Source organism: Curtobacterium sp. NPDC089991 (assembly GCF_044748425.1).
GTDB lineage: Bacteria > Actinomycetota > Actinomycetes > Actinomycetales > Microbacteriaceae > Curtobacterium.
Genome location: NZ_JBIVGB010000004.1, coordinates 206,089 through 218,579, shown reverse-complemented (window position 1 = coordinate 218,579; position 12,491 = coordinate 206,089). Strand labels below are relative to the sequence as shown.

Here is a 12,491-nt window from a genome sequence, read left to right as displayed (position 1 = left end):
GCCCCGGCCCCACACCACCGCTCCCGTGAGCGGTGTCCGGCGTGCGCCGACCCCGGAGATCGGACGGCCGCGACTCGTCGCCCGGATCGAGGCCGCGCTGCGTGCCGGACGTCCCGTGGTGGTGTCCGGGCCGCCGTCCTCCGGGGTGACGACGCTCGTCCGGGAATGGACCGGATCGACCACGCGGGCCGTCGCCGTCGGGCTGCGGCCGGACCGCCCCGAAGCCGACGCCGTCCTGGTGGTCGACGACGCGCACCTGTTCGGCGTCGACGGCATCCAGGCGCTCCTGGATCAGGCATCGCACGTGCCGGTGCTGCTCGCCGGCGCCGCGGGGCCCACACTCGAGCAGATCGCGGACGACACCGGCGCCGTGGTGCTCGGCGCCGGCGACCTGGCGTTCGACGCCACCGAGACCGCCACCCTGCTCGGTCGGGCCGTCGGCGTGGTCGTCGCCCCCGTGGTCGTCGCCCGGACGGTCGAGGGCGTCGGCGGTCTGGTCGGGGTGCTCGCGGCCGCAGCCGGTGCCGTCGCCGCCGAGGACCGGCCGCCCGTCGACCTCGGCACCCGGTTCCACGGCGCCGTCGACCACGCGACCGCCGCGTGGATCGACACGATCGACGACCCCGGACTGCTGACCTTCAGCGAACACGCCGCCGTCGTGCAGTCGGCGCCGATCGCGTTCCTGACCGAACTCGGCGTCGGGCCGGTGGACGACCCCGCGTCGGCGTACCGGGCTGCGGCCGCGGCCGGGCTCGGCGCACTGGGCTCGGCGGGACCCGGGTCGCGTGCCGGTGCGGGTTCCGCGTTCACCTGGTTCGACGCCGTCGCACGGGCGTTGCGAGCCGCCGGGACGATCCGGCACCCCGAACGACACCGCGAGGTCGTCCGCCGCGCCGCCGCCTGGGCCATCACCCACGACGACACCGTCACGGCCGTCGACGCCGCCGTGCAGCTCGACGACCTCGACCTGCTCTCCGACGTGCTCACCACGTCCTGGACGCGCCTGACCGGCCCCGGTGCGCCCGCGATCGCACGGCTCCTCGACCCCATCCGGCCCCGACGCGCAGCACGGCACCCCGTCGTGCTCGCCGCGATCGCCCGCGCCGAGTCCGCTGCCGACCGGCACCACGCCAGGGCATCACGGGTGAACGCCGCGATCGTGCCGTCGGTCGCCGCGGCCATGGGCAGCGCGCACCCCGCCGAGGCGGTCTTCCTCGGCGCCGTCGAGAGCCAGGCACGGCGGGTCACCGGCGACGACGCCGGCGCACGCGCGGTCGCGACCACGGTCCGGGAACGGTTGCACGCGCTCGACGCGACGGCCGCCGACCGGCTGGCACCGCGCCTCCCGTTCGTCCTGCAACAGCTCGCCGCGACCGCGCTGGCGGACGGCGACGTCGAGACGGCGCTCGCCACCCTGGCGACGATCGAACCGGTGGACGGGCCCGACGGGGTCCTGCAGCGGGCCGCCGTCGACGGCCTCACCGCCCTCGTGCACGCCCTGGCCGGCGAGGTCGACGTCGCACGGCGCCTGCTCGCCCACGACGGCGCACTCGACCTGCCCACCGGGACGCTCGCGAGTGCCGTCGTCGCCCTCGAGGACGGCGACACCGACACGGTGCTCGCGTTGCTGCACCGCGTCGACCCGCTGTTCGGCGCGTTCGAGCACTGGCCCATCGTCCTGACACTGCGGGCGCGCGCCACCACCATCGCCGGCCGGGTCCCGCCCGCCGACCAGCTCGCCGCCCACGACGCCGAGGTGCTGCGGTACCGGCTGCGGAGCACCGCCGGAGGAGTCGGCGCCCGGCTCCTCGGTCGCGCCCGGGTGCGGCTGCAGCTCGCCGCCGGCCAGCTGCAGCACGCCGAACGGGGACTCGACGCGCTCGGGCCGGTGCGCGGCTGGAACGCCGCCGAGCACATGGGCGTCGCACTCGCCCGCGCCGAACCGGAGCGCGCGCTGGAGATCGTCACCGCGGTGGCCGTGCTCGGCGGCTACGAGGCGAGGACGACCGCGCTGCTCGTGCTGCTGCGCGCCGTCGCACTGCGGCGGACCGGGGACGTGCTCGGGGCGGTCGCGGCCTTCCGCGAGGCGATCGACCTGTTGGACCGGTACGGCATGCGCGGCGAGCTGCTCACGCCTCCGCGGGACGACGTGCTGCAGCTGCTCGAGGTCGCCGAGGACGAGCGGGCGCGGGAACTCTTCGCCTCGGTCGGTCGGCTGCGGTCCGTGCTGCCCGGGCCCGACGTGTCGGTGGTGCTGTCGGAGCGGGAGTCCGTCGTGCTCGGGCTGCTCGCGGCACCGGACAGCGTGCCGGAGATCGCGTCGGAGCTGCACGTGTCGGTGAACACCGTGAAGACCCAGGTGCGGAGCGTGTACCGGAAGCTCGGGGTCTCGACGCGCCGCGAGGCCGTCGAGCAGGGCCGGTCGCTCGGGCTGCTCGCGTAGCGCGCGGCGCGGCGCGGCGCGTGCGTTTCGTGAGCAGAAATGGTCGGGTACGGGCACTGGACCCGACCATTTCTGCTCACGAAGCGGGCGGGGCGGACGCGGGACGGGCCTCCCGGCAGCCGCGTCAGCGCGGGGCGGTCGTGCGGCGCGCGACCAGGCGAGGCTCGACCAGGGACTCGGTGGCGGCCAGCCCCGGGTCGGCGATGCGGGCGAGCAGGCGCTCGCCGGCGCCGCGGCCGATCTCGACGCTGCGGTCGTCGATGCTCGTCAGGCCGACGTAGCGCGTGGCGGCGACGGGGGTGTCGTCGTAGCCGATGACGGAGACGTCCTCGGGGACCCGGAGTCCGCGTTCGGCGAGTTCGGACAGTGCTCCGAGGGCCATCACGTCGTTGGCGGCGAACACCGCGGTGACGTCGGGGTGCTCGTCGAGCAGGGCGCCGAGGGCGCGGGAGCCGGCCTCTTCGGTGGGTTCGCCGGGCAGGACCACGACGGCGGGACTTGCACCCGCACTGGCCGCGACGGTGCCCTCGAACCCTGCGCGGCGTTCCTTCGACGCCGCCGAGCTCGCCCCCACGAAGCCGAGCCGCGTGTGGCCCAGCGCGAGCAGGTGCTCCGCGGCCATCCCGCCGCCGGCCCGGTCGTCGTTCGCCACGGTATCCGCGCGGGGGATCGACACGCGCCCGCCGGCGATGACGACCGGCATCGAGGCCGGGATCGCCAGGTCGGTGTCGGGTTCGCCGGCGATGACGATGCCCTCGACGCGCATGGACAGGAAGCCCTCGACCGGCGAGGCGTCGAGCCCCGTGTTCAGGAACCGGTCCGCGACGACGAGACGGTGACCCTGGTCCTGCAGGGCCTCGCGCAGCCCGGTGAGCAGGTCGACGAACCACTGGTTCCGGAAGTCGTCGAGGACCACGCCGACGGTGCGGCTGCGGGTGCCGGCGAGGGACACCGCGGCGGTGGAGGGCCGGTAGTCGAGCTCCTGGATCGCCGTGAGCACGGCGGCCCGGCGCTGGTCACTGACCCGGGGGGAGCGCTGCAGCACCAGGGAGACGAGGGACTTCGAGACCCCGGCGCGCGCGGCGACGTCGTAGATGGTCGCGGGTTTGCCGTCTCCCATGATGCGCTTCGACCTCCGTTGGTTCGTCCGTCGATCGTAGCGGGCGGCGGGGTTCCGTTCGGTGCGTCGAGTGAGCAGAAGACGACGGGTGCTGGATGCTCACCCGTCTTCTTCTGCTCACTCGGTGCGCGGTGCGAGTCCTCCACACGGGAGGCGCGGAGTGCGTTGTGCACAGAACAAACGTTCGGCCTGCGGAGGCGGGGCGCGGGGCGCGAGCGTGGTGCGCATGCAACCACGCGCACTTCCGCCATCGCTCCGCGGGCGAGCGTTCGACGTCGGAGCCGCTGACCGTGCGGGTGTTCCGCGTGAACGGCTCCAGCGCCGAGACCTCGTCTGCCCGACGCGGTCCATCCGCTGGGCGCGTGACCGTCAGCCGGACCAAGTCCAGCGAATCCAGGCACTGCGACCGGTCCTGTTGCCTGGCCAGTTCATCAGCCACCTGTCGGCCGCAGTCCTGTGGGGGCTCCCGATCATGTGCTCTGACGACGATCCGGTCCACATCACGAGCGTGCTGCCGCAGACCCAAGCCCGTCGGAGCGGGGTGGTCGGGCACCGCATCGCGGCAGAGCGCGCGTCGGTCCGACTTCGTCGCGGCATGCCGGCGAGCGCGCCTGACGCGGTCTGGGTCGAGTGCGGCGCGATGCTCGACGCCGACGAGCTGGTCGTGCTCGGCGACGCGATCGTCACCGAGCGCCGCTGTGCGACGACTCCGGGCGACCTCGCCGTCGCGCTCGCCGCAGCCGGCACCCGCCGTGGCGTCCGCAAGCTGCGGACGGCACTCGAACTCGTGCGGGTCGGTGCTGGCTCACCGCAGGAGACCCGGGCGCGACTGACGATCGTGCGTGCCGGATTGCCCGAGCCGGAGCTGCAGGTCGACGTGCTCGACGAGGCCGGGCGCTTCGTGGGGCGTGTGGACATGGCGTACCCGCAGCAGCGCATCGTGATCGAGTACGAGGGGGACCAGCACCGGACCGACGCCGAGCAGTGGGGGCGTGATCTGCGGCGCTACCGCGATCTCGAACAGCTCGGCTGGGCGGTCGTCCGGTGGACGAAGTCGGACCTGGGCGTGCACGTGTCCGGCGCCGTCGACCACCTGAGGGAACTGCTTGCGCATCGGACTCGTCTCGCTCCTCGCTCCGGTCGCACCGAGTGAGCAGAAGACGACGGGTCGCCTCGGGCCACTCGTCGTCTTCTGCTTACTCGGCGAACGCGGGGCGCGCGACGCTGCCGCGCCCCCGCGCCCCCGCGCCCCCGCTACCCGATCAGGCTCGGGCGCAGGTCGCGCAGCGTGCGGGAGCGGGTCTGCCGCGCCGTGACCACGAAGGACACGAGCAGCGCCCCGAGCAGCCAGCAGAGCAGCACGCCCGCGTCGGACCACGCGGCGCCGAGGTTCCCGCCGTACATCGTCTGCCGGATCGCGTCGACCGAGTACGTCATCGGCAGCGCGAAGTGCAGCGCCGCCAACGGCCCCGGCAGCGTCTGCCACGGGAACGTGCCGCCGGCGGTGACGAGCTGCACGAGCATGAGCACCAGGCCGAGGAACTGTCCCACCGACCCGAGCAGCACGTTGAGCGCCATGATGACCGCCGCGAAGGTCGCCGAGGCGAGCACCATGATCCCGATCGTGCCGCCGACGTGCACCACGTTGAGGTCGAGGGCGAACCGCACGATGAAGAACAGCGCGACCATCTGCACCAGGCCGAGCAGCGCCGGGGTCAGCCAGCCGCCGAACACGACCGCGAGGGGCTTCCGCACCGCGGTGATCGCCCGCTTCGAGATCGGCTTGAGGATGAGGAACAGCGCGTACATGCCGATCCAGGCTGCGAGCGAGATGAAGAACGGCGCGAGGCCGGCGCCGTAGTTCGACGCCGCGGCGACGTTGTCGTCCCCGACCTTCACCGGGTCGGAGATGACCGAGGCCTGCGACTCGCGCTCCGAGGCGTTCGACGCGGGGATCTTCGTGCGGCCCTCGTCGAGCGACGCGGCGAGCTTCGATGACCCGGTCTTGAGCTTGTCCAAGCCGGAGACGAGCGACGAAGCACCCTTGTCGGCGGACGCTGCGCCGGTCGCGAGCGACGAAGCACCTGACGACAGCGTGGGTGCGGCGGACGCGAGCGCAGACGTGCCGTCTGCGACCTTCGCGGCACCCGTTGCGAGCGTCGACGCCCCGTCCGCCGCCGACGAGATGCCCGAGGTCAACGTCGGCGCCGCTGCAGCCAGCTTCGACGTCCCGGCGGCGAGCGTGTCCGAGCCGTCGGAGAGCTGCTGGATGCCACTCGTCAGCGACGGAGCCTTCTCGGCGAGCTGCGATGCTCCGGCGGACACCTGCGCGCTGCCGGTCTTGAGCTTCTGCAGGTTGCCGGACAGCGCTCCGGCACCGGTGCCGAGATTGGCACTGCCGGTCTGCAGGTTGTCGAGCCCGGCGAGCAGCTCGGTCTTCTGGTCAGCGCTGAGCACCGTCGACGCCTGCACGACGGGCTTCAGCGACGCGACGAGTTCCGGCGACTGCGCGGAGAGCTGCTGGACACCCGCGATGAACGGTGCGGCCTTGTCGGCGAGGTCGGCGTTGCCGCTGGCGACCTTCGATGCACCGGCCGCGAGCGTCGCCGAGTCCGCAGGCAGGGTCGACGTCTGGTCACGGAGCTGGTGCAGCCCGGTCTGCAGCTGCTGCGCCCCACTGTCCAACTGCTGCGTCTGCGACGGCAGCGCCGCCGTCTGCTGCTGCGCACTCGCCAGCCCTGAGGCGAGCGTGGAAGCACCCGACGCCACCTGCTGCGCCCCGCTGTCCAGCTGCTGGGTCTGGGACGGCAACGACGCCGTGCCGGAGGCGAGCTCCGCCGCGCCGGACGACAGCTTGCCGGTGCCGTCCGCCAGCTTCCGAGCTCCCGAGTCCGCCTTCGCGGTGCCGGAGGCGAGCTGATCGGCACCGTCGACGGCGTCGCCGAGGCTGTCGCGGACGTCGGCGAGCCCGACGAGCAGGGTCTTCGCCGCCTGCTTGCCGACGCGCTCGGCGACGGCGGTGCGCATGGTCTTGCCCGCCTGCTCCGCGATGGTCGAGGCCAGGTACGAGTTCGTGTCGGCCGTCGTCATGACGAGCTTCGCCTGCGTCGGGTCGTCGGACTGCGCGGACACCAGGTGCTCGGAGAAGTCGTGCGGGATCGTGACGACGAAGTCGTAGGTGCCGTTCCGCACACCGGAGCGCGCGTCGGCGGCGGTCGTCTTCGTCCACTTGAAGTTGGCGCCGTCGATCGCCTCCTTCGTGACGTCGGTGCCGTAGTCGACCTGGTCGCCGTCGAGGGTGGCGCCGGCGTCGAGGTTCACGATCGCCGCGGGGATCTGGTCGAGCTTGGCGTACGGGTCGCGGTTCGCCCACAGGTACGCGCCGCCGTACAGCAGCGGCACGATCATCAGCGCGATGAACGCCAGTCGTGCAAGCGGGGTCGCGGTGAGTCGCGCCAGTTCGGCGCGGACGAGCGAGGTGGTGGTCACGGGGTTGCCTCCGTCGGGACGGTTGCGGATTCTGCGGTGACGGAAGGGCCGGACGGGAGGCCCGGCTCGGTTCCGTCGGACAGGGCCGCGTCGTCGGGACCCTCGGTCTGGAGCGCGACGTGCGTCGCGGCGTCGTCGTGCGTCTGGATGGTTCCGGTCGTGTCGACGGTGTCGAGCAGCGTCTCGACGGTCGCGGCTGCGGCCTTCGAGGTGACGAGCACGATGGTCACGCCGCGTCGGGCGACGTCGCGGAGGACCGCGAACCACTCCTCGACGGCGCCGCCGTGCCGCTCGGGCGAGGTGACGACGAGGCCGGTCACGCCGTCGCGGAGCAGGGCGAGCTCGACGAGCAGTCGGACGCGCACGGCGGTCGGCACCCGCTGGACCGGGGTGTCCGCGTAGTGCCCCAGGCCGAGTTCCTCGAGCACGGTGTCGACGTGGTCGCGCGAGGGGCGCTGGGCGGCGAACGCGAGCTCCTCGCGCACGATCTGCTTGACCGTCATCACGGGGAAGGGCTCGGCGACGCCCGGGGTGTCGACGAGGGCGAAGGCGCGGCGCACGGCGGCGGCGTCCTCGTGCCCGTCGAGCAGCAGCCGCCCGGTGTCGGGCTGCATCCGGCCGCCGGCGACGAGCGAGGCGAGCACGGGGGCCTGCTCAGTCTCGACGGCGACGACCCCGGGGTGTCCGGGTGCGGCGACGGCGGAGACGACGGGCAGTGCTGCGCCGGGCTCCTCGCCGATGCCGACGTGGTCGAGTTCGAGCGTCATGCGGGGTCCTTCACGGGGGAGACAGCGGAGCCGGTGGCCGGGGCCGCGGGTTCGGACAGCAGTGCGGTGCGCCAGTCGATGCCGGCCATGCCGAGCGCCGACAGCACCACCATGCGCCGTCCGGCCTCGTCCGGGGTGCCGGACCGGGTCGCCTCGTCGAGGACGGCGATGCACGCACCCTCGACCAGACGCCCGAGGGTGGCGGGGTCGACGTCGTCGCGCATGGCGCCCTCGGCGATCCCGAGGGCGCACGCCTGACGGACCTGGGCGCGCAGGGGTGCGAACACCTCGGCGACGGGCTCGGCGAACGGGCTGCGCACGGCGACCCGGGCCATGGACCGGACGTGCGAGACCTCGGTCCAGAGGGTCACGGCGATCGCGGCGAGCCGGGCGGCCGGCGGCAGCTCCTGCAGGTCCGAGGTGGTCGGCATGGCCGCGGCGATGCGAGCGGCGCCGGAGGTCACGACCTCGCGCACGAGGTCGTCACGTGACGGGAAATGTCCGTACACCGCGCGGCGCGAGAGTCCGGCGGCCGCGGCGATCGTCTCGATGGAGGCGTCCGGATCGCGCTGCAGGCATGTCCGTGCTGCGTCGAGGAGGGCTGCCCGGTTCTCGGTCGCGTCGCGGCGGGGTGCGCGTGCGGGGTGGGAAGCAGTGGTCACGAACCCCATCGTAATAACGTGCACACGTGTGTGCAACTTAACAGGAAGACCGGCCCTCGAACGGGGGTGTCCCCCAAAGTGCGGACTGCCCTTTCTGAATGTAAGCGCATAACTTCACAGCAATCTCATGCGAACCACGGACTGAGCCTGGAGTGCCCTCTTTGAACCGTGCAACACCGAACCACGACCCGAACCCGACCCCGAACCCGACCCCGAACTCCCATCGCATCGCACGCGTCCTGACCGCTGGCATCGCCGCCGTGGCCCTGACGTGCGGCGGCCTCGCAGTCGGGGGCGCGGCCTCCGCAGCTCCGGCCGGGGTGTCGGTGGCCGACCTGAAGCTCTCTGCACCACTGCGCGACGCCAAGCCCACCAAGACCGTCGCCGCCTTCGTACGCACGACCGGCCAGGGTGCCCTCGAGGTGGACGCGAACGCGAAGGGCGGTGACCTGACCAAGTCCAAGACGCAGTCCTCGGCAGCGAAGAGCCGCGTCAAGGCGATCGAGTCGACGACCGCGGCCGTCCGCGCCGCCGTGAAGCGCGCCGACGCCGACTCCACCGAGCTCTACTCGACCGAGTACACCGTCCCCGGTGTCGCGGTCGTCGCCGACGTCTCCGCGCTGCAGGACATCGCGAAGCGTTCCGACGTCGAGAGCATCATCCCGCTCACGCCGAAGAAGATCGTCGAGCCGACGGTCAACGCCGACGCGAGCGCCGCTCCGTCCGGTGTGGACCCGAGCCTCGTGAAGCCGGGCGCCGACGGCGTCTCGCCGAAGAACGCCGCGAGCGACGTCTACACGCGCTCGCTCAACGCCTGGCAGCAGACCGGCCACACCGGCAAGGACGTCAACGTCGCCGTCCTCGACACCGGCCTCGACTACACGCAGGCCGACTTCGGCGGCCCCGGCACCACCGCGGCCTACCAGCAGGCCCTGGCGAACGCGAGCTCCGGCGCCCCGGACCCCAGCCTGTACGACGCGTCGAAGTTCCTCGGCGGGTACGACTTCGCCGGCGCGACCTACAACGCCGACCCGACCGACCCGGCCTACGACCCGGTGCCGGCTCCGGACGACAACCCCATCGACGGCAAGGGCGGCGACCACGGCACGCACGTGTCCGGCTCGATCGCGGGCTACGGCCTGACCGCCGACAAGCAGCAGTTCGACGGCGACTACACCAAGCTCACCACGCAGCAGGTGCAGGACATGTGGATCGGTCCGGGCACCGCGCCCGAGGCCGGCCTCTACGCCCTGAAGGTGTTCGGTGACGGCGGCGGTTCGACCGACGTCACGGGCGCCGCGCTCGACTGGGTGGGCCAGGCGCTCACCGAGGGCAAGGACATCAACGTCCTGAACCTGTCGCTCGGCTCCGACTACGGCGCACCGGACGACCCCGACAACGCCAAGATCGACGCGCTGACCGCCCGCGGGGTGCTCCCCGTGATCGCCTCGGGCAACGCCGACGACTTCACCGACATCGGTGGCTCGCCGGGCAACGCCGAGGGTGCGCTCACCGTCGCCGCGAGCGCCACCGGCCAGTCGCTCTACGACGGCGTGCAGGCCACGGCCCCCGCGAACGTCGCGAAGACCTACCGGTCGCAGTACTCGCAGAACTTCACGGGAACCCTGCCGGTCGAGGGTGACGTCGTCGTCCCGACCAGCAACATCGACGGCTGCGCCGCGTTCAGCGCCGCCGACGCCGCGAAGATCGCGGGCAAGGTCGTCTGGCTGAAGTGGACGGACGGGGCGCTCGAGTGCGGCTCCGGCGTGCGCTTCAACAACGTCCAGGCCGCCGGCGGCATCGGCGTCCTGCTCGCGGGCACGATCAACACCTTCGACTCGGGCATCGCCGGAAACGCGACCATCCCCGGAGCCGAGCTGACGCTGGACGCCGCCACGAGCCTCCAGGCAGCTGCCAAGGCGGGGACCCTGCACGTGCGCCTCGCGGACGAGCTCAAGGGCTTCGAACTCGCCACCGACCCGGAGGCCGTGAACACGCTCGCCGCGTTCACCAGCCGGGGCGTCCACGGGTCGTTCAACGACATCGTCAAGCCGGACATCGCCGGCCCCGGGGTCAACGTGATCTCGGCGGCCAACGGCACCGGTGACGGCCGCATGTCGATGAGCGGCACCTCGATGGCCACGCCGGACGTCGCGGGCATCGCGGCGCTGACCTTCCAGGCGCACCCGGAGTGGAGCGCACCGCAGGTCAAGGCGGCGCTCATGAACACGGCGACGCACGACGTCAAGGACGGCTCGCGATCGGCGACCCTGCTCCGGCAGGGCACCGGCCGCGTCGACGCCCTGCAGGCCGTGACCGCCGGCACCACCGTGCGGAGCGTCGAGAACGACCTGCTCGTCACCGCCTCGTTCGGTGTCGTCGAGGTCTCGAGCGCGACGACCGAGAGCCGCACCCTCCAGATCGCGAACACCGACGGCGTCGCGCACACCTACGACGTGGCCTACCAGCCGCAGGTGTCGCAGCCCGGCGTGACGTTCGCGCTCAACACGAAGCGTGTCACCGTTCCGGCGAACCGCACCGCGACGGTGAAGCTCACCTTCACGATCGCCGACCCGACGAAGCTCCGCCGCGTCATCGACCCCACCCAGGAGTCGGTGCAGCAGGGCTACCAGCGCGAGTTCGTCACCGCCGCCTCGGGCATCGTGGCGTTCACGCCGACCGACACGACCGCGGTGCCGCTGCGCGTCGGTGCGTACCTCGCACCGAAGCCCGTCAGCTCCGTGCAGGGTCGCTCCACCGTCGCCTTCACCGGCCCGGGCAAGTCGGCCGACCTGACGCTCAAGGGGCGCACGGTCGACCAGGGCGGCCTGACGACCGGCTACCACGCCGCCGTCGCACCGTTCGTACTCGGCGGGACCGACCCGGTCGAGTCGTTCCCGGCGGGCTCGGCGAAGCGCTCGCTGCAGGCAGCGGACATCCGCTCCTACGGCGCGAGCTACGACAAGGCCTCGGACACGATCGCGTTCGGCATCCAGACGGCCGGTCCCGACGCCAACCCCGGCGCCGTGACCAACGTCGAGGTGCTCATCGACACGAACCGTGACGGCGAGCCCGACTACCTGGTCTACAACGCCAAGTCCGCCGCGGTGGACGCGACGTTCGCGACGACGATCGACCTGGCCAAGGCCGCGTCGGACGACCCGGACGTCGACCCGGTCGTCGACGTCCAGCCGCTGAACGGCGGGGCACCCGGCCAGGACGTCAACACCTTCGACAGCTCGGTGAAGGTGCTCACGACCACGGGTGCGCTGATCGGCGCGAAGGGCAAGTTCACCTACTCGGTCCTGACCGAGTCGGCGTACGCCCCGGGTGCCGCGACCACGGGTTCCTCCGTGGTGGACGAGACGAAGAGCGCCTCGTTCGACCCGTCGAAGCCGGCACTGTCCTTCGCGCAGGGCCGCAGCACCGGCGTCCTGTTCGCCGACTCCGGCGCCCTCCGGGTCACCCGAGCGTCGGGTGTCACGAAGGCCACCGTGCTGCTCCTGCACCTCGGCAACGCGTCGGGCAAGCAGGCCGGCACGTCGACCATCTCGGTGACCCCGCCCACGCTCGCGCTCGCCGCGGGCAGCAAGGTGACGGTCAGCGGGACGGCGAAGGTCGGCTCGAAGCTGTCGGCCAACCACGGCAAGTGGAGCACGACGAAGGCGACGTACAAGTACCAGTGGCTCCGCGACGGCAAGGTCGTCGGGAAGGCCACCGGTGCGACGTACAAGCTCGGCACGTCCGACGCGGGACACAAGTTCTCCGTCAAGGTGACCGCGCACGCCTCGGGCTACAAGGACGGAACCGCGACGTCCAAGTCGACCGCGAAGGTGTCGCGCAAGTAGTCGCCGCGAGCGCGTCCGCGCGCCGCACATGGTGAGCAGAAGATGTCGGGTCCCGCGTTCGGACCCGACATCTTCTGTTCACGGAACGGGATCCGGCGGACCGCAGACGCGGAATCGGGACAGGTAGTTAGACAAACTAGTTATCGGGTGCCAGGGTTGCAG

7 protein-coding genes are annotated in these 12,491 nt (G+C 72.4%); 3 read left to right on the top strand and 4 right to left on the bottom strand.

Going from position 1 to position 12,491, the window contains the following annotated elements:
• Nucleotides 1-25 precede the first annotated feature (25 nt).
• Nucleotides 26-2,443 (top strand): LuxR C-terminal-related transcriptional regulator, encoded by a 2,418-nt coding sequence (locus ACIPV1_RS13185; protein WP_402726581.1) that lies wholly within the window; start codon nt 26-28, stop codon nt 2,441-2,443.
• 124 nt (nt 2,444-2,567) lie between these two features.
• On the opposite strand, the gene ACIPV1_RS13180 is transcribed toward ACIPV1_RS13185, so the two are convergent.
• Nucleotides 2,568-3,563, bottom strand: a complete 996-nt coding sequence (locus ACIPV1_RS13180) for a LacI family DNA-binding transcriptional regulator (RefSeq protein WP_248704987.1) — start codon at nt 3,561-3,563, stop codon at nt 2,568-2,570.
• 472 nt (nt 3,564-4,035) lie between these two features.
• Here ACIPV1_RS13180 and ACIPV1_RS13175 point away from each other — a divergent pair, with 472 nt between their 5' ends.
• Nucleotides 4,036-4,716 (top strand): DUF559 domain-containing protein, encoded by a 681-nt coding sequence (locus tag ACIPV1_RS13175; protein ID WP_402726580.1) that lies wholly within the window; start codon nt 4,036-4,038, stop codon nt 4,714-4,716.
• A 101-nt stretch (nt 4,717-4,817) separates the two neighbouring features.
• Here ACIPV1_RS13175 and ACIPV1_RS13170 read toward each other — a convergent pair whose 3' ends face one another.
• From ACIPV1_RS13170 to ACIPV1_RS13160, 3 genes are read right to left on the bottom strand one after another with little or no spacing between them, the layout of a single operon-like run.
• Nucleotides 4,818-7,052 carry a YhgE/Pip family protein gene (locus ACIPV1_RS13170; protein ID WP_402726579.1) on the bottom strand — a complete coding sequence of 745 codons (2,235 nt, stop codon included), beginning with the start codon at nt 7,050-7,052 and terminating at the stop codon, nt 4,818-4,820.
• Nucleotides 7,049-7,819: a hypothetical protein gene (locus ACIPV1_RS13165; protein ID WP_402726578.1), complete on the bottom strand. Its 771-nt coding sequence runs from the start codon at nt 7,817-7,819 to the stop codon at nt 7,049-7,051. Before ACIPV1_RS13165 ends, ACIPV1_RS13170 begins: the two co-directional genes overlap by 4 nt.
• Entirely contained in the window at nt 7,816-8,481 is a 666-nt protein-coding gene (locus ACIPV1_RS13160; RefSeq protein ID WP_111086194.1) for a TetR/AcrR family transcriptional regulator, read from the bottom strand. The genes ACIPV1_RS13165 and ACIPV1_RS13160 overlap by 4 nt, the downstream gene beginning before the upstream one ends.
• Before the next feature lie 161 nt (nt 8,482-8,642).
• Here ACIPV1_RS13160 and ACIPV1_RS13155 point away from each other — a divergent pair, with 161 nt between their 5' ends.
• Nucleotides 8,643-12,329 carry a S8 family serine peptidase gene (locus ACIPV1_RS13155; RefSeq protein ID WP_402726577.1) on the top strand — a complete coding sequence of 1,229 codons (3,687 nt, stop codon included), beginning with the start codon at nt 8,643-8,645 and terminating at the stop codon, nt 12,327-12,329.
• Nucleotides 12,330-12,491: the final 162 nt, after the last annotated feature.

Bases quoted from the DNA above. Each gene is read 5' to 3' on its own strand.
- ACIPV1_RS13180 (WP_248704987.1), bottom strand. From the start codon at position 3,563: ATGGGAGACGGCAAACCCGCGACCATCTACGACGTCGCCGCGCGCGCC.
- ACIPV1_RS13175 (WP_402726580.1), top strand. From the start codon at position 4,036: ATGTGCTCTGACGACGATCCGGTCCACATCACGAGCGTGCTGCCGCAG.
- ACIPV1_RS13165 (WP_402726578.1), bottom strand. From the start codon at position 7,819: ATGACGCTCGAACTCGACCACGTCGGCATCGGCGAGGAGCCCGGCGCA.